Source organism: Bacillus sp. REN16, from assembly GCF_020731355.1.
Taxonomy (GTDB): Bacteria; Bacillota; Bacilli; order Bacillales; family Bacillaceae_L; genus Ferdinandcohnia.
The window spans coordinates 326,457-349,081 of record NZ_JAJFZK010000004.1 but is presented as its reverse complement, the minus strand read 5'-3'; the positions used below and the strand labels follow the sequence as shown (position 1 = coordinate 349,081).

At 37.2% G+C, this 22,625-nt stretch carries 25 protein-coding genes; 8 read left to right on the top strand and 17 right to left on the bottom strand.

Features of this window, described 5'->3' with window-relative positions; all coding sequences use genetic code 11:
- Positions 1-302 precede the first annotated feature (302 nt).
- On the top strand, positions 303-683 hold the full coding sequence (locus LKW28_RS07360) for a helix-turn-helix domain-containing protein (RefSeq protein WP_229139695.1): 381 nt from the start codon (positions 303-305) through the stop codon (positions 681-683).
- Between the two features lie 128 nt (positions 684-811).
- Positions 812-1,414: a hypothetical protein gene (locus LKW28_RS07355; protein WP_229139694.1), complete on the top strand. Its 603-nt coding sequence runs from the start codon at positions 812-814 to the stop codon at positions 1,412-1,414.
- A 46-nt stretch (positions 1,415-1,460) separates the two neighbouring features.
- Here LKW28_RS07355 and LKW28_RS07350 read toward each other — a convergent pair whose 3' ends face one another.
- Both LKW28_RS07350 and LKW28_RS07345 read right to left on the bottom strand, forming a co-directional pair.
- Positions 1,461-2,066, bottom strand: coding sequence for a hypothetical protein (locus LKW28_RS07350; RefSeq protein WP_229139693.1), 606 nt, complete (start codon positions 2,064-2,066; stop codon positions 1,461-1,463).
- A gap of 100 nt (positions 2,067-2,166) precedes the next feature.
- On the bottom strand, positions 2,167-2,784 hold the full coding sequence (locus tag LKW28_RS07345) for a hypothetical protein (protein ID WP_229139692.1): 618 nt from the start codon (positions 2,782-2,784) through the stop codon (positions 2,167-2,169).
- Between the two features lie 99 nt (positions 2,785-2,883).
- On the opposite strand from LKW28_RS07345, the gene LKW28_RS07340 reads away from it, so the two are divergent.
- Both LKW28_RS07340 and LKW28_RS07335 read left to right on the top strand, forming a co-directional pair.
- Entirely contained in the window at positions 2,884-3,228 is a 345-nt protein-coding gene (locus tag LKW28_RS07340; protein ID WP_229139691.1) for a YqzG/YhdC family protein, read from the top strand.
- 63 nt (positions 3,229-3,291) lie between these two features.
- A complete protein-coding gene (locus tag LKW28_RS07335) occupies positions 3,292-3,648 on the top strand; it encodes a DUF2512 family protein (RefSeq protein ID WP_229139690.1) in 357 nt (118 codons plus the stop codon).
- Positions 3,649-3,689: 41 nt separating this feature from the next.
- Here the strand turns inward: LKW28_RS07335 and moaA are convergent, their stop codons facing one another.
- A complete protein-coding gene (moaA, locus tag LKW28_RS07330; protein ID WP_229139689.1) occupies positions 3,690-4,712 on the bottom strand; it encodes a GTP 3',8-cyclase MoaA in 1,023 nt (340 codons plus the stop codon).
- A 277-nt stretch (positions 4,713-4,989) separates the two neighbouring features.
- On the opposite strand from moaA, the gene LKW28_RS07325 reads away from it, so the two are divergent.
- The gene (locus tag LKW28_RS07325) at positions 4,990-5,202 is read left to right on the top strand and encodes a hypothetical protein (protein ID WP_229139688.1); all 213 of its coding nucleotides are present in this window, start codon (positions 4,990-4,992) and stop codon (positions 5,200-5,202) included.
- 153 nt (positions 5,203-5,355) lie between these two features.
- Here the strand turns inward: LKW28_RS07325 and LKW28_RS07320 are convergent, their stop codons facing one another.
- The 8 genes from LKW28_RS07320 to comGA all read right to left on the bottom strand — a co-directional run bounded on the left by LKW28_RS07320 (position 5,356) and on the right by comGA (position 9,608).
- Positions 5,356-5,547: a YqzE family protein gene (locus tag LKW28_RS07320; RefSeq protein ID WP_229139687.1), complete on the bottom strand. Its 192-nt coding sequence runs from the start codon at positions 5,545-5,547 to the stop codon at positions 5,356-5,358.
- Between the two features lie 65 nt (positions 5,548-5,612).
- Complete coding sequence (gene comGG / locus LKW28_RS07315) at positions 5,613-5,996, bottom strand: competence type IV pilus minor pilin ComGG (protein WP_229139686.1); 384 nt, start codon at positions 5,994-5,996, stop codon at positions 5,613-5,615.
- A 2-nt stretch (positions 5,997-5,998) separates the two neighbouring features.
- Complete coding sequence (gene comGF / locus LKW28_RS07310; protein WP_229139685.1) at positions 5,999-6,433, bottom strand: competence type IV pilus minor pilin ComGF; 435 nt, start codon at positions 6,431-6,433, stop codon at positions 5,999-6,001.
- Entirely contained in the window at positions 6,420-6,761 is a 342-nt protein-coding gene (locus LKW28_RS07305; protein WP_229139684.1) for a type II secretion system protein, read from the bottom strand. The genes comGF and LKW28_RS07305 overlap by 14 nt, the downstream gene beginning before the upstream one ends.
- Entirely contained in the window at positions 6,745-7,197 is a 453-nt protein-coding gene (comGD, locus tag LKW28_RS07300) for a competence type IV pilus minor pilin ComGD (protein WP_229139683.1), read from the bottom strand. Before comGD ends, LKW28_RS07305 begins: the two co-directional genes overlap by 17 nt.
- Entirely contained in the window at positions 7,172-7,495 is a 324-nt protein-coding gene (comGC, locus tag LKW28_RS07295) for a competence type IV pilus major pilin ComGC (protein WP_229139682.1), read from the bottom strand. Before comGC ends, comGD begins: the two co-directional genes overlap by 26 nt.
- Positions 7,496-7,510: 15 nt before the next feature.
- Complete coding sequence (gene comGB, locus LKW28_RS07290; protein WP_229139681.1) at positions 7,511-8,554, bottom strand: competence type IV pilus assembly protein ComGB; 1,044 nt, start codon at positions 8,552-8,554, stop codon at positions 7,511-7,513.
- A complete protein-coding gene (gene comGA / locus LKW28_RS07285; protein WP_229139680.1) occupies positions 8,532-9,608 on the bottom strand; it encodes a competence type IV pilus ATPase ComGA in 1,077 nt (358 codons plus the stop codon). Before comGA ends, comGB begins: the two co-directional genes overlap by 23 nt.
- Before the next feature lie 362 nt (positions 9,609-9,970).
- On the opposite strand from comGA, the gene LKW28_RS07280 reads away from it, so the two are divergent.
- Positions 9,971-10,663: a helix-turn-helix transcriptional regulator gene (locus LKW28_RS07280; protein ID WP_229139679.1), complete on the top strand. Its 693-nt coding sequence runs from the start codon at positions 9,971-9,973 to the stop codon at positions 10,661-10,663.
- A 77-nt stretch (positions 10,664-10,740) separates the two neighbouring features.
- Positions 10,741-10,983, top strand: coding sequence for a DUF2626 domain-containing protein (locus tag LKW28_RS07275; protein WP_229139678.1), 243 nt, complete (start codon positions 10,741-10,743; stop codon positions 10,981-10,983).
- 27 nt (positions 10,984-11,010) lie between these two features.
- Here the strand turns inward: LKW28_RS07275 and LKW28_RS07270 are convergent, their stop codons facing one another.
- Positions 11,011-12,129, bottom strand: a complete 1,119-nt coding sequence (locus LKW28_RS07270; RefSeq protein WP_229139677.1) for a class I SAM-dependent methyltransferase — start codon at positions 12,127-12,129, stop codon at positions 11,011-11,013.
- A 293-nt stretch (positions 12,130-12,422) separates the two neighbouring features.
- The gene (locus LKW28_RS07265; protein WP_229139676.1) at positions 12,423-13,058 is read right to left on the bottom strand and encodes an MBL fold metallo-hydrolase; all 636 of its coding nucleotides are present in this window, start codon (positions 13,056-13,058) and stop codon (positions 12,423-12,425) included.
- Positions 13,059-13,390: 332 nt separating this feature from the next.
- On the opposite strand from LKW28_RS07265, the gene LKW28_RS07260 reads away from it, so the two are divergent.
- The gene (locus LKW28_RS07260) at positions 13,391-13,564 is read left to right on the top strand and encodes a DUF2759 domain-containing protein (RefSeq protein WP_229139675.1); all 174 of its coding nucleotides are present in this window, start codon (positions 13,391-13,393) and stop codon (positions 13,562-13,564) included.
- 177 nt (positions 13,565-13,741) lie between these two features.
- Here the strand turns inward: LKW28_RS07260 and LKW28_RS07255 are convergent, their stop codons facing one another.
- The 4 genes from LKW28_RS07255 to LKW28_RS07240 all read right to left on the bottom strand — a co-directional run bounded on the left by LKW28_RS07255 (position 13,742) and on the right by LKW28_RS07240 (position 22,355).
- The gene (locus LKW28_RS07255) at positions 13,742-14,869 is read right to left on the bottom strand and encodes a hypothetical protein (RefSeq protein ID WP_324255018.1); all 1,128 of its coding nucleotides are present in this window, start codon (positions 14,867-14,869) and stop codon (positions 13,742-13,744) included.
- A 206-nt stretch (positions 14,870-15,075) separates the two neighbouring features.
- Positions 15,076-18,744 carry a S8 family serine peptidase gene (locus LKW28_RS07250; protein WP_229139673.1) on the bottom strand — a complete coding sequence of 1,223 codons (3,669 nt, stop codon included), beginning with the start codon at positions 18,742-18,744 and terminating at the stop codon, positions 15,076-15,078.
- A gap of 413 nt (positions 18,745-19,157) precedes the next feature.
- Positions 19,158-20,351 carry a M14 family metallopeptidase gene (locus LKW28_RS07245; RefSeq protein WP_229139672.1) on the bottom strand — a complete coding sequence of 398 codons (1,194 nt, stop codon included), beginning with the start codon at positions 20,349-20,351 and terminating at the stop codon, positions 19,158-19,160.
- 105 nt (positions 20,352-20,456) lie between these two features.
- Positions 20,457-22,355 (bottom strand): LTA synthase family protein, encoded by a 1,899-nt coding sequence (locus LKW28_RS07240; RefSeq protein ID WP_229139671.1) that lies wholly within the window; start codon positions 22,353-22,355, stop codon positions 20,457-20,459.
- Positions 22,356-22,625: the final 270 nt, after the last annotated feature.

Genomic DNA, 22,625 nt, shown 5'->3' with positions numbered 1-22,625 from the left:
CTCCTCTTAATCCCATTTAAATTTTTTTATTGAATCCTTATGTATTGATAAGGAGATCAACCGAGATATGTACTTTGCAAAGTTCGTTTCCGTTCTCTGTAACGAACCTTACAATGTGAGTATAATCCATAAGTCTTATTTATGGAAAATCTCAAAAACAGCCATATTTTCTCAATTAAGAACACTTATCGTTCTTTTTCTCGAATTCCCTCCCGTTTTCTTACTATTTTACAATTTTATTAAGAACGAAATGTTCCTTATAATGAACATGTAAGTATTCAAATAAATGAAGGAGAAGGAAGATGATTGGTTCGAGGATTAAAGAATTACGAAGGCAGAAAAGTCTCACCATTACAGAGCTTGCAAAGCGTGCTGGAGTTTCAAAGTCTTATTTAAGTTATATTGAACGAGATGTACAAAAAAATCCTTCTCTTCAATTCTTAACTAAGATTTCAAAGCCACTCGAGACAAATATTGAATTTTTATTAGGGAAAGAGAAACCTGACCCTAATACAAATGGACTACTTGATCTGGAGTGGACTAGGCTTTTAAAGAATGCAATTGATGATGGATTAAGCAAAGAAGACTTCCGGGAGTTTCAAAACTTTATTAAATTTAGAAACTGGAAAAATGATCACATAAATGACAAAGGAGGGAATAATATTGATAACGTGACAAAATAATAAAAGAATTTATGTAGGTAGTAATAAAAATGATTAACTATGGAAATAGTGAAGATGTAAATCTTTAATTATTTTGCTTTGTCAGAACAACCTTTTGATTATAGTGAAAGGAGAGAGATTAATTACCAATGAAAAAAGGAATTTTAATAACTAGTTTGATTGGTGTAATTTGTTTAGGGTCCACACAATTATTACCTGTGTTTGCAAGTGACGACGCAGAAAATAACGTAAAACAAGAACGCAAAGCTTTAACAACTCCTGAAAATACTAAGGTACAGGATACAAATACTAAAGAACAACAAAATGAAATTACCGAAGAAACAACAAAATCAGCTACTTCCACTAGTCTTCGTGGACAGCTAAGGGAAAATGAAAACTATGATAATTTAGCAAATGATTTGGGTATTTCAACTGAAGGAAAGGATACAGAGAAAATAGAAGCTGAAATTCGTTCTACAATACTCCAGCAGAAGGCAAAAGAAGCTGGAATTTCAGTTGAAGGAAAATCAGAGGAAGCACTAATAACTGAAATTAAAGAAAAGTATAGTGAGAAACCCGAATTAACAGAGCCTTCCTCAAATAAATACGAAGAACTACGTATGAAACCAGATTCTAGAAGAAATCAAATCATAGATACTGCAAAGCAAAATGGTATTGAAACAGAAGGTAAAGAATTTGATGCAATAGTTGATGAACTAAAAACAGTCCTATTACAAAACAAAGGTAAGTAAAGTTAAAAAACCTTGAAAGGGAAAATCCCTCCAAGGTTTTTTTGATTTAATCCGCCTTCTCCACTGCCGACAACACCAATCCCCGCTCATTCTCCTCAGCCTTATACGTAATATTGTTCAAAGTTGCGGTTCCGTTTATCTTCTTATCTTTATCACGAAGGAGACCCAATTTATATGTTACTCTTCCGATGTCCTCTTCTTTGACTGCTTCTTCCGTGTTTGTTACGGCGACCAATAGAAAGAAAGCAGCGATGGTGTCCTCATATTTATCTAAGGTTGTGTTAAGGTTATCTGATTCCAAGTCTTTTTTCACGATCGATAATCGAACGACCTCATTGGTTGTTTCATTTACGATTCCTTCGAGAATCATTCCATTGTTGATATCATGTTTAAATTCTCCATTTCTTACATTTAATTGATCAATTTTGTCGGAATCCTTCATTTCTTCCTGGGCTTGGTTCCAATTTTTCACGAGGTCATCTGTTGTGAAACCAAGTGAGCCTAAATTAATCATTTGATCCTCGACTTGTTGTATTTTTGTTTTAGCTTCGTCTTTTTCATCTTTCCCTTTGGCTTTATCATCGCCCTTACAGCTAACTAGCATGGTTATACTTAATAGGATGATCGCTATAAAATTTAGTCGTTTCCGCATGATATTCCTCCTAAAAACAACATTTTACATAATGATAATATGTGCGGTAAAAGGGCAAATCATACAACATGCAAAAAGCGACCCAAATCGAATCGCTTTTTCAATGTTCATCTTTTTCACTAATCATCGCCTTCACGACAATTACTTCGCTGCTTTCTTTTATTGTATCCTCAATCACTTCCTCATCAAGTCCAACTCGTACACCATTTCCGCTATCACTTGCAAGCAACGCAAGAATAATTGGTTTTTCAGCTTCTATTATTGTTTTATCATCCACCCATGTTTGGGCCATTCCTACATTTTCTTTATTAAGTTCCAAAGGGGTTGAATCAAATGTCGTTAGGGCTGTTCCATCAGAACTTGAAAAAGTCCATCTAGTATAGGAAGTATCATCTAATTTGAAGTCAAGTTGGGAGACACCCAATGTCATTTTTTCACTTGTACCCGTTAAACCATTTATAATATCTTCCTGTTTTTCACCATTCTTGTAATGCTCAATCCAAAAATGCATCATTTTTATGTCTTTGTTTTTTATATCAAGGTCGTACATTAACAATGTATCAAAACCGAGTGAACTAATAATTTGTGTGTTTCTTTCAGTTTGTTTGACTGGTGTAAGTACACCATCTTTTTGTTGTCCTGTTACATCATTGGTACTGCATGCAAACAAAGTAAGTATTACAAGAACCCAAATATAGTTTTTTAATGCTCTTTTCATCGACACTCCCCCTTTTTTTATAATACCATACATTACCATTTCCTCTGCATAAATTTACCGATGGAATGGGAATTCTAAGAGAAAAGTGAGGTGTATGTTTTGTTACGGAAAATATTGATTGGTTGCTGCTTTAGTTTGTTGCTATCACCGACTATTTTTTTCTTGAATGATTCCCCTGTTACCACAGCTGAAACTGAGAAACCGGTTCCAGAATATGCAAAATGGGGGAAACTTGCGATGGAGGAAACCAAAAAACGGTATCCATCAGCAGAAATTGTTGATTATCAACATGTTGGCAGATATAAGAAGAATGGGATGTATGTTGAACGGTTCAAGCTGTGGTTAAAGAAGGATAATCGGGAGTTTGGTGTTTTTGTGAATATCACGTTTGAACCGGACACAGAACGAGTAAAAAATATCACAGTTGTAGAAACAGATCGTTAGTCATTTTATACATATTCTACTTGTTTTTTGTGAAAAATAGCACGTAAAGGAGGTGTGAATGCTATGACTGGTTTCATTATGAAGATTATTTTATTACCTTTAGTTGTAGCAATTTGTTCTGGTATTTTTGATAGTGTAGATTATGTTTCATGGTATCAGCCAATCGTGGTTGGTGTAGTATTAGCCATTGTTGGTCACTTGATGGAAGTTATGATGCTTAGAAGAAATACAACAGTAATGACTGATATTGCAGATTTCATTGCTGCAGCAATTCTTGTATATTTTGTTTCACAATTTTTAGATGGTGCAAGGGTAACTCTATGGGGAGCACTCTTAACTGCCCTTGTGATTACTCTAGTTGAAATCCCTGTCCACCGCTGGTTAGTACGTTCAGGCAGGGCAGAAAAATCAACTGCATGATTTATCAAAAAAGAGGTGCAATCCAAGCACCTCTTTTCCATTTATCCACCAATATAAGACATTTCAATTTTCTTACGTTTCTTTGCCGTTTCCTCTGTTCGTTCATCTGAGTAACGATCCCGTCTTCCCTGCCAAATCGATGTCAGGGCTTTATCAATTTCACTTTCGGTTGCGTCTGAACGAATTAATGATTTTAAATCGTGGCCCGCGGTTGCGAAAAGACAAGTATACAGTTTTCCATCCGCAGAAATCCTTGCCCGTGTGCAGCTTGAGCAGAAGGATTCTGTAACAGAAGAGATAAACCCGATTTCCACATCTGTCCCTACATAACGATACCTTTTTGCCACTTCGCCGAAGTAATCGGCATCAACAGGTTCCAATGGCATTTCACTGTGAATCATGTCGTGAATCGCTTTTTTCGAAACAACCTGGTCAAAATTCCAGCCATTTGTTGTCCCAACATCCATAAATTCGATGAACCTTAGTGTAATCCCTTTTTCTTTAAAGAATCTGGCCATCGGTAAAATTTGTGAATCATTTACTCCTTTACGAACGACCATATTCATTTTCACGATAAGTCCGGCTTCTTGTGCAGCTTCAATCCCTGATAAGATCGGTTTCACGCCAACAGAGCGGCCATTCATACCTTTAAAAATTTCGTTATCGATTGCATCAAGGCTTACATTGACGCGCTGAAGTCCCGCTTCCTTCAATTGTTTTGCATATTTCGGTAAAAATACCCCGTTTGTTGTAAGGGCAATGTCTTCAATACCTTCTATATGAGTTAAACGCTCCACAAGCTCATGGACATTTTTTCGAACTAAAGGTTCTCCACCTGTTAACCGAATCTTTTGCACACCCAATTTGACAAAGCTTTTTGTCAATGTTTCTATTTCAGAATAGGATAATAGCTCCCCTTGAGGTAAGAATGGATAATCATCCCCAAAGATTTCTTTAGGCATACAATAAGAGCAACGGAAATTGCATTGATCTGTGACAGAAATGCGCAAATCACGTAGAGGTCGATTCAACTTATCAACAATTTTTTCTTTTTTCGTAGTCATCTAACCTGTCACTCCTACTTTTTAAGTACTATTACTCTATCATACTAACAAATACTTGTGAATAGAAACGATATACCCTTAAATGGGTTAAAGAAATAATTTTTCACATAATACAGACAAACGCCCACTACTTCTGGACTCTTATTACATATCCATGTTAGTGAGGCAAGAATAAGGAGCAAACTTCTATTTATGAAGGTAAAATTCTAGCCCACTCACGGAAAAAAAGAAAATCCCGTGCCCTTAATGGGGATATCACAAAACAGGAGGTAAACAGATGGGACCTTATAGAAGACCATTCGGATTTGGCCATGGATTTGGCAGACCGGGACGATTTTTTTGGGGAGCACCTTTAGTTGGCGGATTAGTTGGAGGACTTGTTGGTAGTACTCTCCTCAACCCGTATTTCTATGGTGGCGGATTTGGATATCCATATTATCGCCCACCGTATTATCCATACTACCCGTATGGCGGCGGTTTCTGGTATTAAATAGAAAAGTGCAAGGCGCCCGTTCATCGGCGACAAGCATAAGAAAAGCGCTGACAGAAGGTGCATTTTACCTTCCGAAGCGATTAGCTTATGACCTCGAGCCGATGGCGCCTGGAACTAGACAATCCAAAAAGAGAGCCGACAACAAGACTGTCAGCTCTCTCTTTTTTTGTTCTTCTTGAACATAAGTGAGACGGCAAGCGGCATAATTCCAAACCAGCGATTAGTTAATGGTTCCTGTTCTTCTTTACGTTGCTGCTTCGTAGCCTTGCGAACGTCTTTCGGCTGGTCTATAAACTTTACGAACTGTTGGGTTACAAATTTCACATAATCGTTTGTAGACATAATAACACCTACCTTTTTCAAGCGTTGATGATATTATTTCCTTATTTTTGCAAATGTAACCATGCTTAACGTAAATCAAACCAGGAACTTATTTCTTTTGTTTCATAATTGTACACAAATTTGGCACTGCTTTTACGTTGTTGTGGTGTTTTACATGTTAAGGTAATCTGCGCGGTTGTCGTTGTCAGGGGAACAACTCTATAAGTGATGGTACCTGTTGGATAGTTGAATGTGCCCGTTAATTCTGCACTTTCTTCTTTATCTTGCAATTTGACTTTTATGTCCCCAACACCTAGCTGCATTAGATTCTCCAAAATTAAGATTTCTTCCGTTTCGTTAGCGAAAGCTTTTTCGGTTCGATACTCATTGACCTGTGAAGTGAAAATGAGAAAAAACAAAAAGGAAATCGCAATCGTAACTGGAAGGATAAACCCCTTTTCATTTTTCATACTTATCTCACCTCCAAGGTAGTAAGGGAAGAGATCAATGCTTGATACGTTTTCCCGTCAACCGTCAGAACTGTAATTAAAAAACCATTTGTTCTTGGTTCAAATGTGACTTCCGTAATATGTTGAAGCAGCAATTCATGCCCTTTTGAATTGACTCTTCTTCTAATTTTATCCGTATATTTTTCGAAACTTACGACATCACCCGCTGCATTATAAAAGGTCACAGACGAATTTGTTGAAACGGAAAGATTACTCGCTTCCCGAATCTCCATCTTCATTTGTTGAATTAAAATTTGCCATTCCAGTTTGTTAAATTGTTTATCATTGTCCCGAAACACTACACCAAGAAATGGTGCAATAAACGAGAGAATAACGATTAGGATTGAAAAGGTTACGAGCATCTCAACTAATGTAAACCCCTTTTCATTCCCCGCCATTTATATATCCGCATCTTTCATACGTTTTTGATAGCTTGTCCTCCCAGTTTACACACAGCTCCCATTTTTGAAGTTCCCCATTAAAGCTTTTTTGAAAGTTGTAGCTTACCCCATCTTTTACAATATTCATTACGGATGAATCACCGTTATACTCCTTTTGCAGCTCCTCTGAAAGTAATTGAGTTCCGATATTATAAATGTCCGTATTTCTTCGTTCTGTGATAATTAGCATGAGCTGGGGAAGAAGCGTTACACAAAGCATAAACCATATGGAAACCGACAGGAGCATCTCAACCAACGTAAATCCCCGCTCATTTTTCAGTAACATAAAACCGGCCCTTTCCTAATAAGAACGTAACCAAATAGGTACTCTCCTTATATTTGAATCGAATTTCACCAGAACGCTGGATATTTCCATTACTTGTAAAAACCGTTTGATATCCAAGCGTAGAAAATTGAATACGGATTGCCGGGTCAATCTTACGATGGATAACCTCTTCTAAAGTATTTCCCCTTGTTATCCGATAAAATGACCCACTTGAACTAAAATAAAGTGTTGTCCCTTCACTATGGCTGATTGCAAATTGCTGGCCTAAGAAAATATCGTTTTGCAGCTGCTCCAAAAATTGATCCATTTTTTTCGATTCATGTAGTGGTCGAAGCTCTAAAAGACTAATCGAAGAAATAATGATGACGATTGATAAGACCAACATTACTTCGATTAAGGTAAATCCTTTATTATTGAGTTTGTGCAGGTGCTTCAACTATTCCAACAACTCCATTTGTAATTGTAATCTGATTACCATTTGGACATGCAGGTATTCCATTTTCTAGATATTTACCTTCTTTTAGTTCGGCCTCCGTCGGAAACTTGCCTTTTTCCAACTCATAAGCCTGCACCTGCGCTTCAACCATTTTTACCATGGCACTGCACCCCTTATCCTTAATCACCGTATTATGCTTTGTGACATTCGGCACAGTGATCAATAGCAAGATTGAAACGACTAATAAAACAACTAGCATTTCTACAAGAGTGAATCCCTTTTGGTTTTTTACTTTCATCTAAATCCTTCCTCTCTATATTCCGTTTAATAGCTGAAACATTGGAACCATGATTGCGCCGTACATTAACATGATGATGATTCCAATGATTGCAAATAGAATAGGTTGTACGATTGCTAATAAACGAGTCACCTTTTCCTCGGCTTTTTCCATGACATATTGGCTATAATGCTGGAGCTCGCTTGCTAAATTTCCATTGGATTGACCATGTAAAATGATCATCGCTAAATCTGCCTCGTAATATTCTCGCGTCTTCAAAATTTCGTCAAAACGGTTCCCCGCTCGCAATAACATTTTCATTTCCTTTGCTTCCTCACGAAAAAACGGCGAGTGAAGCTGTTGCTCAAACATGGTTAAGGCTTGAAAAATTGATAACCCGCCTTTTAACAAGTTACTGAGCTGAACGGAAAAGAAATGGGAATTAAACATAATCATTACTTTTTTCAATATGGGAATTTTTAATAGTAGCTTCATTTTTTCAACAGGAGTGCGTTTTTGAAAATGAAGAAAATAGTACGCGAGGCCGATGATTACTAGTAAACCGACGATGAGGAGCAAATATCGGTTTAGTTCTGGGAGCCTTAATAAAAACTTTGAAATAAACGATTGTTCATAACTCATGGAAGTAAATAAACTTTCAAATTGCGGTAATAAAATTTTTTCAATCATGGTAAACATAAAACCAACAAATAACAAGAGGGCTAGCGGATAGCGAATAAGTTTCTTTCCCTTTTCGAGATGGTTGAGCTTCTTTTGCAGCATGACACTTCCTTCACGAAGAGCAAATGAGACATCTCCATGCTGCTCGGCAAAATAGATATATCCTAAAATGTCCTTGTGAAATCCTACTTTGCTAAAGGCCGTGTATAACGAATCCCCTTGTTTACAGCTTTCAATAATCACTGCAATATCATGACTATGCTTTTTTGGAAGCTGAAAAAGTAAAAATTGTGAGGCTTGTTCAAAGGAATAGCCTTGATCAAGCAGGTTCCCAATTCGACTAAGGTATAAGGTTTGTTCCTTTAAAGTCCAATTTTTATTTCTTTTCCACGTCTTCATTGACGACCCATCTTTCTAACGCGTCTGGATATAAATAGCCAAGGGCAATTCCTTTTTTAATCACATCCTTTAATTTTTCATAGCGGTATTCTCCCTTTTCACCTCTTGCTTCCTTAATCACTTCCGTTAAGGCATGTCCATTTAATAGCTCGTACACCCCAACCCTTCTTACCTTTCGATACTTTTTACACAGTGGTGTACATTTACCTTCACAATACGGACATTTGAGATCCACAAGTCTTTGGGCGGCAATTGCAATTAAGGTTTGTTCAATATCCTGTAAGGAAACATCAAATTCCAAAAGCCGATAAATCGCCCCTTTTGTATCTCGAGTATGCATCGTGCTTAAGACTAAGTGACCTGTCAACGCTGCTCTGACTGCAATTTTTGCGGTTTCTGTATCCCTTATCTCTCCAACCATGATGATATCGGGATCATGACGCAAAATGGCCTTTAAGCCATGAGCATAGGTAATGCCTGCTTTTTCATTCACCTGAACCTGAAGAACATCTTCGCTTCTTTTTTCAATTGGATCTTCTAATGTGATGATATTCCGGTTGAAAAGCTTCTTCGTTGCGTGCAATAAAGAATAGAGGGTCGTCGATTTACCCGAACCTGTTGGACCTGTGAAAATTATAAGCCCATGTGAATGCTTCAATAGTGAAAGCAATTTAGTTGTCATGTTTGGAAAAAGCGATAGATTTGCAAAAGAATAAGTTGGTGTTTCAGGCAGGATACGTATGACTAGACTTTCGTTGTAAGGTGTGGGCAGTGTAGATAATCGAAGGTTAATGGTTACGCCTTTGAGATTTAAGTTTATCGCACCATTTTGCGGTCTTCTCCTTTCTCCAATATCCATTCCAGCCAGGAATTTATAATGGGAAATCAAGCGTTCGCAAACATCCTTTGGAATCGTTTGCTTATTGAATAAGTCGCTGTCGAGCCGGTATTGGATCATCGCATCATTGATTTTCGGAACAAAATGAATATCAGATGCACTCATTGACCAAGCGTCCTCGATCAATTGATCACCGAGCTGTTCAATTTCGCTCAAATACTTCACTCTCCTCATAGTTTATTTTTTTCTCTTGCAGGTATCATATTTCAACATAAATCTACAAACTCCTTCTTTTTTCGAAAAAATATTTGTGAACTTTTTTTGAACAAAAAATTTGAAGACAATAAAAAATACAACCACTGCCATGATGGTTGTATTTTTCAAAGCATTAAAGTTTTTCTCTATCATTAGGAGGAATCAATACATTATATGTAGGTGACATACAAAGTATGCTAATCATGTTGCTAAAATACTTGAAGTTTTGTGAACTTTTCCCTTCAAGTGATATAAATCACTTATTGATGGTATTTACCTGAGCTATAATGGGAGTATCATTAGGGTCACAAGGAGTGATAACGGTGGAACAAACACTGAAGATAACGAACGTTTTAGCAGATCCAACACGTTATTATATTTATCAATTTATTATCAAACGAAATGAAGATGTCACCGTACAAGAAATTGCAGAACAATTTGAAATTCATCCGAATGTAGCTCGACTTCATTTAACAAAGCTTGAGGATGTAAATATGCTTGTTTCAGAAGCTAGGAAAACTGGAAAAGGCGGCAGACCAAGTCGTCTATACAGACTATCAAATGATCATATTCAAATTAATTTTCCGTTTCGCGATTACCAGCTTCTTTCAAAAATTGCGATTGAAACGATGGCAACTCTTGGTGATGTCGGTAAAAAAGCACTTGAACTAACAGGTCGACGATTTGGTGAAGAATTGGTTAATCATCATATCCCTGTCTCCATTCATGAGCTAACCTTTGAACAAAAGCTCGAAATTTTAAAAAAGGCATCTACGGTTGCGGGTTTTTATCCAGAATTAGACCATAATAAGGAGAAGACAAAAATCTTTTTAAAGATCAACAATTGTCCTTTTAAAGAAATTGCCCAAGAAAATTTTGAAGCTGTTTGTGGAATGCATCATGCCTTTCTAAGAGGTATGTTTGATTTACTATTTGACGATGTCGAGCTGGAAGAGTCAGATAATATGATTCTTGGATGTAATTCATGCAGTTATCACGCAATTGTCGCAAAGTAAGGTTTACATTTGTGTAATCGTTACATTATAATAATAAAAGTGATGTTTATCATGTACAAGGGGGGGAAATATACATAATGGAACGTATGTACCGAGTTTTAGGTTTTTGGACAGGTATATTTGCAGTAATGTTCTACGTTGGTGGTATGGATATTCTAGCACTAATTTTCTTTGCACAAACCGGATTTTTCGTCCTTTTAAGCTATTTAAAATTGTCTGAAAGAATGTATATTTACGTGTTTGGCGCATATTTAACAGTTTTCTTCTGTGCCTTCTCTTACTACACCACATTTATGATGCCTATGGGCGGAGGTCACTAAAAAAAAGCGATGGAAACATCGCTTTTTTTATTTGTCTTGAAATAGAGATTTCCACTTTATTTCAACATTTTTTTGCTGGATCAGGACATGAAAGGCAGAACTCATCCCACCGTCCATAATCAGCGAACGAATCGCACGGTTTTGTTTACTTTTCACCGAAAAAGGATTGGAATCAAAATTATCCTGTAAAAATGTTAAAATCCCCGCTGCTAACAAAAATTCATCTTGTCGAAATTTTGTCACAAATTCAAATCCGAGCTTTTCACCTATCGAAATGAGTGTGTCAAAATGAATATGTGTTGTAAGATCCATCTCACCTGGATGTTCTAGTGGATCGTCCATTAATTGGTGCTTATAATAGCCACGAAGGCTTCCCTTCCGTCTAGCAGGTTCCATCCATTCCTCATTTGAGTATCCGTAATCAACGGTAAAGACAACCGCATTTCCAAGAAAGTTATTCAGCTCCTCAAGATATGAAAGCATTTGAAGTGGAACCTCAAATCGTTGACCATTTGCGAGCTCTATCTGATTCGAACGCAAATAGTGAAAAATTTGTTCATCGGAAAGTGGTTTAAGAATTTCGCTTAGCTGATCTTCCTTATTAAGTGTGACTTTCACTTCAAGGTATTTATCTTCATGTTTCTCGATCACTCTAACTGGAAATGCATCAAACAATTCATTTGAAAAAAGAATTCCATTAAGTACTGGAAAATTCATTTTTGCTTCATCAATGCTGTGATATTGGATTACCTTCTCACCAATCGGGAGAATCTCCTGCTGCAAACGCTGATGGTATGGACTCGATTCAATCATGATGTATGTTATTTTCTGATAGGTATCGATGTAGCGATTCTTTAACTCATCCAGAACTGCTTTTGCAAATCTGCCGTTTCCCCCTCCAATTTCGCAGATAATCGGTGAAATTTTTTCAAACGTAATAAGTTTATGAAAAATGGATGCAAATAATTTGCCGAAGACATTGGAGATATTGCTTGTTGTAATGAAATCCCCGTTTTTCCCTACCTTTTCTTTTTCTTTCATATAATAGCCCTTTTCTTCATAATAAAGGACGGTATTCATATATTGTTCATAGGTAATTTCGTTGTTTGGAGATGTTTGAATGATCTCTTTTAGTATACGTTGCATAGGCTCACCTTTTGCTAGTTTTCACCATTGACACAGTGTTTATATTATTATATTGTAAGTTTAGTAGCTTACAATATCCCTCCCATTATACGGATATTAAATCTTGGCGAATGCCAAGTTTACAGGGCATTAGGATATTCTTAATGCTAAAACATCCCCCAGAAAAGGTCTGACTCTGTTGAGTTAGGCCTTTTCTGTTTTTAAAATTAACTTTATTCTAAATCTAAGTGATTGTAGTGGAAAGCTTCCGCTGAAGCGAAAATCACCCTATGTTTTGCAAAATAGCCTTAAAACTAAAATCCATTTAGAAAAGGGTTTGAGTCCATTTCGGCCTCAATGGTTGTTTCCGGGCCGTGTCCGGATAAGACGATTGTTTCTTCTGGTAAAGTGAGAAGTTTTTTATGAATACTGTCCAGTAATTGTTCATGGCTTCCCCCGGGTAAGTCTGTTCTTCCAATGCTTCCTTGGAAGAGAGCATCTCCTGAAAAAACAATGCCAAGCTCCTTGAAATAGTATGAAACACTTCCCGGTGAATGTCCTGGTGTGTAGAAAATCTCAAATGGAAAATCACCAACAGAAAAGTCTCCTTCTTTTGGAAGAAGTACAGGATCTGCTTTTGACAGGATTTCTTGGCCAGGTATAAAATATGCAGACCCATTTAATGAAGGATCATGTAGCCAATTTTTCTCTTTCACATGAATATATACCGGGATATCCCAATTTGCGCGTACATCATCTATCGCACCAATATGATCAAAATGAGCATGTGTTAAAAGAATCGCAATTGGTGTTAATCCCTGTTGTCTTAATATGGTATTTAATTTTTGTCCATCCCCGCCTGGGTCAAAGATGACACATTCCTTATTTGAGTTTGCAAGTATGTACGCATTTGTTTGTAATGGTCCTAGTGGAACTCTTTGCCATTTCATCGTTTTCCCTCCGTTGTTTTTACTCTATCATTTATTCTACACTATCGTACAAAAACGAAAAAGCGCTTAACCAATCGCAATCATGCTTTTCTTAAAAATAATCATTTGTCTAAGAAGTGTCACTTTTTCCTCCTCGACAAAACTGGTGAAAACGATTAGAATATAAAATGAATCTATCTATTTTTTACATAAAGGGTTTTCAGCCTTTTGAAACAACATTTTACCTTATCGTGATGTTGTAAATTTTCATACTATGGGGAAAAATAGTATTGAATCGTAAGAAAAGGCTACATTTAAAATGAATCATTGATTATAGCAGGGGGGTAAGTCACATGGGTCTAATGATTATCTTTTCTTTAGTCGTAATTTTAGCTGCATTTGGTATTATTCGTTCATTACGCGATAAAAACCTTTTAGGCTTAGTATTCTCAACAGGAATCTTTTTAGTATTAGGCTGGTTCACAATCATGACAATCTGGAAACATGGTTTCCCAACAGCTCACTAAAAACAAAAGTGCAAGCGCCTTGATCAGCCCCGACAAGCATAAGAAAAGCCGGCGGGAAGGATGCCTTTTATCCTTCTTGACGGATTGGCTTATGACCTCGAGGGGCTAGGCGCTGGAGCTAGCCGAAAATAAATAAGTAATAAAAGCCATCGAACCCGATGGCTTTTTTCATTCCGTTTAAAATAATACAAGTTCCTCTACGGTTTTCGTCTTTAAATCAATTATCTTTTCGAATTGGAATCCATATAAACATAAGAACCCATTAGGAGAAAAATTAAGGGGTTGATCATCCATCTTTTCAAGGATTACTTCTTCCTTGCCTGTGCTCATATCATAGGAAACAAGCTCGAACTTTTCCCCATACGTATCCAAGGCACCTGTTGAATATGGCCTAAACGAATAAAATTTCTTTTGCCCTGCAACATAGTCAGCCGATGGAATATACCATTTGGAATAATCACTTAAAAGGGGCATTTTATATTCATGCAGCTGCTTATTTTTTTCAGGATTGTAAAAGCCAACCTTCGCAAATGATTTTTCCTCTTGAGTTAATTCATATGTAACAAGTAAATCCTTGTAGGATGCAAATGAAATGATGTTCTCAAATAAAAGTCCCTCTGTTTTCGTATTTAAATGATACGAATAAAGTGGTGCAAAGAAATCAAGCGCATTTTGATCCCATTTTAAATAGGAAATTGTGTTTGAATTTAACCATTGAATAAACGGCTGAAATACCTCATATTTCGTAGTCCTCTCGGCCCCAATATCAAGCAAATGAGTTTGAAATGACCAATCCTCTAAAAACGATGTCACGAACACCTGATTTGAGTTATACGGATTCCAGCTATAATACAAATCAAAGGATTTGACCGTCCATTCATATTGTACAGTTCCTGCTTTATCGATTGCGATTAACTTCGCCTGATTTTGACTATCGGAAGTATGTATCAAAAACATTGAATGGTCTTCATTGGCCTTCATGGTCAGAACCGGTGCTGTGGTTTTAAAGAATAATTCCTTCTCGCCCGTAAACAGATGGTACCTGTAAATTTCAGAATTTCCGTTGTCATCCACTACGTATAAGACACTTTCATCGTCATACCAATCGCCCACACTATTAAAATCCGCTTTCTGAAGGTCTAATGGTTGTAAGTGCTGATTCTCTCCCAAAAATTCAGTTGGCACAGGTCCCTTTGATACATTTTTATTACTGCTCTTCGGCGCGTTACTGCTATCCAACGGTTGATGAGAGTTACAGCCAGCTAATAGAAAAAGAAACATAAAAACGTAAATCAAATTTCTCACCAACTCAATAATCACCTCTTTACCATACACGGTCCATTTTACAACATGGGGTCATCTACCCTGCTATTGTTTCCCTTAACAGATAATACGATTATGCCTATTAAAAAGTTTCAAAGCAAGAAAAAAATCTGTACACAAAAATAGAGCCCGACCCAAAGTACTAAAAACGCTTAGTACACTGAAGATCAGGCTCTAAAAATTTTATGTTATCGTGTAATTCTTGGCGGTCTTACTGATGAAGTATCTGCTACAGCAACGATAATTGTTACTGAATTTCCACGATAAGTGGCAGTTACTTCAGTTACACCTACTGCTTTTGCTATGATAACACCATTTTGGACAGTTGCAATCTTTTCATTAGATACCTTATAGGTAGCTTCTGAAGTTACATCCTCAAACGTTATTTTATCACCAGCAGTAGCTATTTCAGTGATTTTCACTTTATCTGACGCACCCTTATTAATTAGAAGCAAATCTTTATCTGCAACTAAGTTGTATGTCGTCTCAGGATCTGGATCCGTATTCCCTTTAACTACAGTCACATTAACTGTTAATTCATTTCCACCATAAGAAATTGTTACAGTTGTTTCACCTGCAGCTTTTGCAGTAATTACACCTGCTTCTGCTGTTGCGATTGCAGCATCTGCCACTGTGTAAGTAGCTTTAGCTGTTACATCTTCTTCAGTAATTTTATCGCCTTCTTTAGTAGTTTGAGTTACTACTACATTTGCTGTTTGGCCTTCTTCAATTGTAACCTTTGATTGGTCAACAGCAAGGCTAACTTCCACTTCCACTGGTTTTTCTACAGTGAAATCTGCTTTGCCTTTATTTCCTGCAGCGTCAACAATATTTACTGTAACTGATTCTGCATCGTTTGGTACATTAATTTCAAATGAACCGTCTTGGCTTAGTGTAAGTGGTACAGCACTACCTGCTACACCATTGCTTGTGGCAACATAAGTAGCTGATAGCTTAGTGTTAAGGTCGTAATCTAATCCGTATGGACTTAGAACTTCCTTATAATCAACATACTTATCTGTTACATTACCTGTAATTTTATCTGTTCCTGCCTGGCCAGTAATTTTAGGGCTAGTAGATTTTACGAAAATTGGCCCTACGTAATCACCAATTACCCCAGATGTTGCTAGTGCAGTATAGTCAATTGTATATACTCCATCAGGAATCTTTGTTGCTGTTTGAGGTGGCGCCCAAGGTGTATATTGTCCTGCAATTCGTAATTGATATGAGCCTGCCCCTAAGGAGTTACCTGCATGTAAGTAACCGATATAGCCATCTTGATAATATCCACCATCAGGATCTTCGATATTCCAAAGTTCAAGATAGTTTGTCCCTACATCTCCAGTAATTGTGAAGTAAAGCATCGCTTCATCTTTCACACCATCTCCATTGAAGGAAAGATCTGTTTCGGTGATGCGCATATCTCTGATTTCTGTTGCTGCTTCTCCACTGAAGTCTGCTGCAAACGGAAGTGAAATATGGTTTGCACCACCATTAATGTGGATATAACCTAAAATTTCGTCTCCAGCTTTTGTAGTAGTTTTCGAAGCAGTTAACGTTACGTTTAATAGTTGTTCTCCATTTGGAGCTAAAGTGAATGATGTTTTATCAACCGTCACCTTGGCATCACCAAATGCCTTTGTTACGTTAACAGATACATTTAAATCTCCACCGGCACCTTTAAGGTCTTTGACACGAACTTGCTTCGTAACTGTAATGTTCTTGTCAAGTTTTTGCGGACCAAAAGTAACGGTTCCTTTAATATTTGGTACAACTTCACCACTGGCATCAAGTACAGCTTCATCTTCTGCATAAGCAAGTACACTCGGGAATACTGCAGCATACGCATCTACACGACCTGCTCCCTGAGCGAAAACATCATACTTACTTGTGTCCAGAAGTTTCGCAGTATTGGATAGAGCTACTTTCACATCAAAAGCATCCCAATCTGGGTTAGCTTGTTGGATGAGAGCCGCAATACCAGTAATATGTGGTGCAGACATTGAAGTTCCTGTAAAACGGTCATAAGACTCTTCATAGCTTGCATCAGGGAAATCCCATTTGTAAGCTGGTACAGATGACATAATATTTGTTCCAGGTGCTGTAACATCTGGTTTAATATCAAAGTTTGGTGTGGATGGTCCACGTGAACTAGAATCATTCACTTGATCACCTTCGGAATTTGTCTGACCGTAGTTTCCGAATGTCACAGTGCCTGATCCCGCCTTTAGCGCATCACGAATGGCTGTACCGTCTGTTACAGACATATCGATTGTCGGAATGAAGGCAAATGAGTCGCCTAAGAATACATTAGATACATCAGGTGCATTTGTTCCACCAGAGAAGTTATGAATGATTGTTGCGACTGCACCGTTTGCTTTTGCATTTGCGATTTTATCAACAAAAGCAAGTTCTCCACGAGAGATCAAAGCAACCTTTCCTTCTACATCAATTCCATCATAGTCAGAAACTGCGCCAACACCCGGTACAGCGACAAGCTCAAACTCACCAGCTAGTTGAGTTGCCAAATCTTGTCCAAATGTTGTTCCCATGAATTTTAATTGCTTCGAGAAGTTGTAATCCTCCCCAACAGTTACAGTCACTTCAGCGACATGTTGAGTTTCTGGATTAGTCGTGTTACCTACAATAATTCCAAGACGTGATGTTCCAGGAGTACTTACTGTTCCACGATTTGGACCCGAGTTACCTGAAGAGACAACTGAAATCACTCCAGCCATCATCGAGTTGTTAATTGCATATGATAAACTGTCATTTTCTGAGTTGCTGCCTCCACCAAGTGAAAGGTTAATAACATCCATTTCTTCATTAACTGCATGCTCAACAGCTGAAATAATTCCAGATGTTGCCCCACTTCCGTAGGCACCAAGTACGCGGTATGCATATAGATCAACTTCTGGAGCAATCCCTTTAATTCCATATTGATTTGCACCAATAGCAGCAATTGTTCCTGCAACATGCGTTCCGTGATCCGTATAGAATGAACGTCCATCCGCATCGAATTCTGGCTGGCCTGCAGCACGGTCTAACGGTGATGTTTCGCGTGCATCATCATCGGCACGATTACGTGCATACTTAGAGTCATGTACAATAAAGTTCTTTCCACCCTTATAGATTTCTTGGAATTCTGGATGTTCCGGATCAATCCCTGTATCAAGTACAGCTACCTTAATCCCTGCTCCTTTGTATCCCTTATCCCAAATATTCTCAATCCCTAAGTGGTCGATACTCGTATTCATTTGAGTCTCGTATTTCACAACTTTTTCAAGTTCTGATGATGCCGGATCTGTTGGCTTGTCCTCTTCTGCTGCATAAACGATCGCATCCGGTTCAACCCAAGTGATGCCTGTAATGTCAAGAAGCTTCTTAAGGTCATCCGCTTTTACTTTAGCAGCAAAGCCATTAAGCACAGTATCATATTTAAAGCCTTTTGTTAATTTGATGCCCTTTGCTAATATTTCACTATCAACAGTAGCTTGTTGTCTCTTAATCTTGCTGCGGATTTCTGAAATCTTTGAGTTTGATAAGGTTTTTCCTTTTAGTTCACTGATCCCTTTTTCTAATGCTACTGGGTTTTCTGATAGATGGATTATGACTGGAATCAGTTCATTACCTGATTTTCCTTGTAAATCCTTATGTAGCCTTGGTAACCCTTCTGAGGCTGCATGTTGTTCAGCAATTGCTGCCTTTAGCATCATGTTTTTTTCATTTTGTTGTACTTGCTTAAACGTTTTATTTTCTGCCCTCTCCCCTTCTGCCGAGACAGGCATCATAATTGATAGCACCATTACGAAAGCTAGGATACTACTAAATAGTTTCATAAACTTTCTTTTCCCCAATTCTCTTCCCCCTACTCATCTGTTTTCACCAATATTTAAATGACCATTTTGGTTGTTGTGTGTCTATTAAAAACGGATTGATATACTATTTTACACCCCCTCGTTTTTTGATTTCTTTTAAACAAATTTACCCACCTCCCAAATGTTCTCAAACGAGAACATAATATGCAAAAAAAGGAATGAAAGTAAACTTCTTTCATTTAGTTGAATTATACAATAGTATTTCGAATATTGGAACTATAAAACGAATAATTAGGACTTAATTAAGAACAAAAAATATTTTATAGTCCGGATGACCTTTTTATATCTACACAACTATCAGTTTAAAAACAGGTTTGGCTCCCATCGTATTGCCTGCCATTTAAAATTTTATTCCCCTACATTTGAATGTAGGGGAATTCCACAGAATATATTTACATATACATCGATGCCAAGAAGGCCCCAAGAGTTTCCTGATAAATTTCTTCAAATTGAGAAAGCGGTAATGGATTAACCCCTTTACCTAATTCAAATGTAAACCCGGGACGTCTCCATTCTTGGATAAACCAATCCTTATAGCCTGCATGGCTGTCTACAAAACGAACGGCCTCATACCCCGTAACCCTTGAGAATTCCTTAACTAGAGTTTCTGCTTCACGTGGCTCCAGGCCTTCATAGCCCCAATAAATGACCTCTCCTTGGGTATGGAAGGCTAATACTCGTGAAAAATTGGAGGACCTTGTTAATTTCTCGATTGCAATGACCTCTGGCTCAGTTAATGGAGCATCCCCGGGGTAATCTCGAGGTGCAGGTGCCTTTGGTTCTTTCCGTTTCTTTTCAATTTCCCAATTTGCCGGAAATTGATTATTTAAATCGATCCCTCGAATATTCGCTTTCCAGTCTTTAAAATCCATGCTTCCACCGTTTATTTGGATAACCTCATGATTATACGGCTCCTGGTTTGGAGGCCCATTCAGGACTAAATCAACCCCATCTGGATTAACCATCGGGACGATTGATAGAAATGCTTCCAAATAAAGTGGTTCCACATAAAACCCGCGAATTGGCGCCATATTGGTGAGTGCTAGCAAATACTCATTTAAAAAAGTCATGATTACATTTGTTGTAATCCATTCATTCGCATGAAAAGAGCCGTTCCAATGGATTCTTTTTTTACCTCGACCCAATTGCAGCTCAAGCAGGTCCTTTCCTAAGACACTGTTTCCAATCGAACGAGATTGAAGAAACGGATAAATCGATTGCAATTCCTGTATATCCTTTATCATATCTTCAAAATCATACTGTCGATTTCCGTTAACAATTGGCTTCACAACTCTCTCTGGTAACAAAATCGTTTGCCCTACTTTTAGATTTTCTGCCTCAATCCCCGGATTAACTAAAAATAAAGCATCTGCCAAAAGTGACCGGGATTTCGCAAGCTTCCATAAAGTATCACCGGAAACAATTGTATGTGATTTTATAATAAATCCAGGGATATTTATGTTTGCTCCCACCTGCAAGTTATTACTATCCACATGTAAGTTCGAATCAATCATTAAATGTATAGGTATGGCAAACAATTGACTGTAATACCAAAGCGTATCGTCTTGGCGGACTTTTACCTTCACTAAAAAAACCTCCTTGTTCCTTCCTTCTATAAACTTATGAACAAAGGGATGTACTTCATGCTATTGGAAAAGCCTTGACCATTCTCTGGCCAAGGCTTCGATTTGTTATTCTGCAAACCCTTCCGGAACGGGTTCGCTATAAGAGGTTCCATTATAAAAGCGCAGTAGGTCCCCATACACGATTTCATCAGAATAATCTAATTCATATCCCGCCTTCTTCATATACGGCTCACAGAAGCTGAGTTCAGTCTCCTCACCTGTTGCCTTGTCATAGCAGGCATTTTTCGTAAAGACATAGTCTTCTGTAATAAAGCTGCCGTCTCTTTGAACAACAAACGGCAATTTTTCGTTTGAAAATAAATCACTGCCGAAGTGAACATCGTTTTGTATATCCATTCCTAAAAGGCTTAAAATTGTTGGTTTTAAGTCAATTTGTCCAGCTACCCTTGAAATCACTTCTGGGTTCTTATTTGTCACACCAGGAATGTGAATGATTAGAGGTACCTTTTGTAATTGAATGGAATCAAATGGTGTAATTTCTTCTTTTTCTAAAAACTGCGCCATTGCTTTATTATGGTTTTCTGAGATTCCATAATGATCCCCGTATAGAACAAAGATTGTATTTTCGTACATTCCCTCTTCTTTTAGTCGCTCGAAAAAGAGTTTAATGGACTCATCCATAAAACGAACAGTTGGAAAATAACGGTTCAATGTTCTTGAGTTAGAATCAAATTCATTTACCATTCGATCCTTTTCTTCAAGCTCAAACGGGAAATGATTTGTTAGTGTAATAAATTTCGAATAATAAGGTTGTGGCTGCGATTTTAACAAGTCAATGGATTGTTCAAAGAATTCTTTATCCTTTAAGCCCCAACCAATTGAATTTTCTTCTGTTACTTCATAGCTGTCAACATCAAAAAATTTGTCATATCCTAAAGAATCATACATGATCTCCCGATTCCAGAAGGTCTTATTGTTCGCATGGAAGACCGATGAAAAGTATCCATAGTCCTTAATAAATTCTGGTGTAGCTGTATATTCATTGGTCGCATGTGTAAAGAATACTGCCCCGCGGCCAAGTGGATACAAGGAATTTTCTAATAAAAACTCAGAATCAGATGTTTTGCCCTGACCTGTTTGGTGATAAAAATTGTCAAAGTAATAGCTTTCATTTATTAAATCATTTAAAAATGGAGTAATTTCCTCTCCATCAATGGTTTCATTAATGACAAAGTTTTGAAGGGACTCCATTGAGATGACGACGATATTTTTCCCTTGGGCGATGCCAAATTTATCTCCTGGATCCTTTTGATTCGCTTTTAAGTAATTTTCTATTTCGATAAATGAACTGCTGTCGGCCAAAGCTCTTTGTGCGGAAGACTTCGATTGAAGGACGATATCATAAATTTGATAGTTGTATGTCCCAATGTTTTTCACTAACATTTCACGGTCAAATGTTCTAGTTAACAATTGAGGTCGCTGTGCTTCAGCTAATCCAAGATTAAAAAAGAACACCGCAGCAACTAGGATAAAATAGGATCTTCGTTCTTTCTTTGTAATTTCTTCAGCAACAGTGAAACTTGGTTTAAACTTGTTAATCAGAATCAAGATGACCACGTCGATAAACATGAGTGGGTCTGTGAACTTCAAGTTACCTGTGATACTCGTTCCTAAGTCCCCCATATTACTTGTTTGGAAGAGAACCGGAAGCGTCAGAAAGTCGTTGAAGAATCTGTAAAAGACAACATTGGCAAACAATACGAATGATGATATAAAACTAGCAAATATAATAAATTTGTTACGGTGTTTTTCCTTAATAAAAAAGGAAATACCAAAGAACAGCAATAAAAAACTTAATGGATTAATGAGTAAAATAAACTCTTGCATCAAGTTTTCTATTTTAATATCAAAGCTAGTTTTATATACGAAATACGTTTTTATCCAAAGCATTATTGCAGCTAAAAAGATGAATTTCGTTTTGGATAAGGTTGATGACCTAATCATCAAAATACCTCCCTGTTTTAAAGACCGCGGAGAACTATTTGAATTCCATTTTTAGGTAGTTATAAAAAACCTAATCATAATCTTAATATGTTTTTTACCAAAAATCAATCATCAAAACAACCTAATTTTATAGATTGATATAGAGGTACATTATGTATATACATATAAGACGAATAGTTGACTAGAAAGTTTCATAGTAAATAAAAGTAATAATCTTTTGAATTTTCTAACAAAAATGTAAAAAAAGAGATTTCGTCGTGAAATCTCTTT

Excerpts from the sequence above, each read along its gene's own strand:
- LKW28_RS07240 (WP_229139671.1), bottom strand. The coding sequence starts at position 22,355 with ATGATTAGGTCATCAACCTTATCCAAAACGAAATTCATCTTTTTAGCT.
- comGB (WP_229139681.1), bottom strand. The coding sequence starts at position 8,554 with ATGAAGACGTGGAAAAGAAATAAAAATTGGACTTTAAAGGAACAAACC.
- LKW28_RS07260 (WP_229139675.1), top strand. The coding sequence starts at position 13,391 with ATGGGTCTAATGATTATCTTTTCTTTAGTCGTAATTTTAGCTGCATTT.
- LKW28_RS07275 (WP_229139678.1), top strand. The coding sequence starts at position 10,741 with ATGGAACGTATGTACCGAGTTTTAGGTTTTTGGACAGGTATATTTGCA.
- comGC (WP_229139682.1), bottom strand. The coding sequence starts at position 7,495 with ATGAAAGTAAAAAACCAAAAGGGATTCACTCTTGTAGAAATGCTAGTT.
- LKW28_RS07320 (WP_229139687.1), bottom strand. The coding sequence starts at position 5,547 with ATGTCTACAAACGATTATGTGAAATTTGTAACCCAACAGTTCGTAAAG.
- moaA (WP_229139689.1), bottom strand. The coding sequence starts at position 4,712 with ATGACTACGAAAAAAGAAAAAATTGTTGATAAGTTGAATCGACCTCTA.
- LKW28_RS07335 (WP_229139690.1), top strand. The coding sequence starts at position 3,292 with ATGACTGGTTTCATTATGAAGATTATTTTATTACCTTTAGTTGTAGCA.
- LKW28_RS07325 (WP_229139688.1), top strand. The coding sequence starts at position 4,990 with ATGGGACCTTATAGAAGACCATTCGGATTTGGCCATGGATTTGGCAGA.
- LKW28_RS07265 (WP_229139676.1), bottom strand. The coding sequence starts at position 13,058 with ATGAAATGGCAAAGAGTTCCACTAGGACCATTACAAACAAATGCGTAC.
- LKW28_RS07350 (WP_229139693.1), bottom strand. The coding sequence starts at position 2,066 with ATGCGGAAACGACTAAATTTTATAGCGATCATCCTATTAAGTATAACC.
- LKW28_RS07305 (WP_229139684.1), bottom strand. The coding sequence starts at position 6,761 with ATGTTACTGAAAAATGAGCGGGGATTTACGTTGGTTGAGATGCTCCTG.
- LKW28_RS07355 (WP_229139694.1), top strand. The coding sequence starts at position 812 with ATGAAAAAAGGAATTTTAATAACTAGTTTGATTGGTGTAATTTGTTTA.
- LKW28_RS07270 (WP_229139677.1), bottom strand. The coding sequence starts at position 12,129 with ATGCAACGTATACTAAAAGAGATCATTCAAACATCTCCAAACAACGAA.
- comGF (WP_229139685.1), bottom strand. The coding sequence starts at position 6,433 with ATGGCGGGGAATGAAAAGGGGTTTACATTAGTTGAGATGCTCGTAACC.
- LKW28_RS07345 (WP_229139692.1), bottom strand. The coding sequence starts at position 2,784 with ATGAAAAGAGCATTAAAAAACTATATTTGGGTTCTTGTAATACTTACT.
- comGG (WP_229139686.1), bottom strand. The coding sequence starts at position 5,996 with ATGAAAAATGAAAAGGGGTTTATCCTTCCAGTTACGATTGCGATTTCC.
- LKW28_RS07360 (WP_229139695.1), top strand. The coding sequence starts at position 303 with ATGATTGGTTCGAGGATTAAAGAATTACGAAGGCAGAAAAGTCTCACC.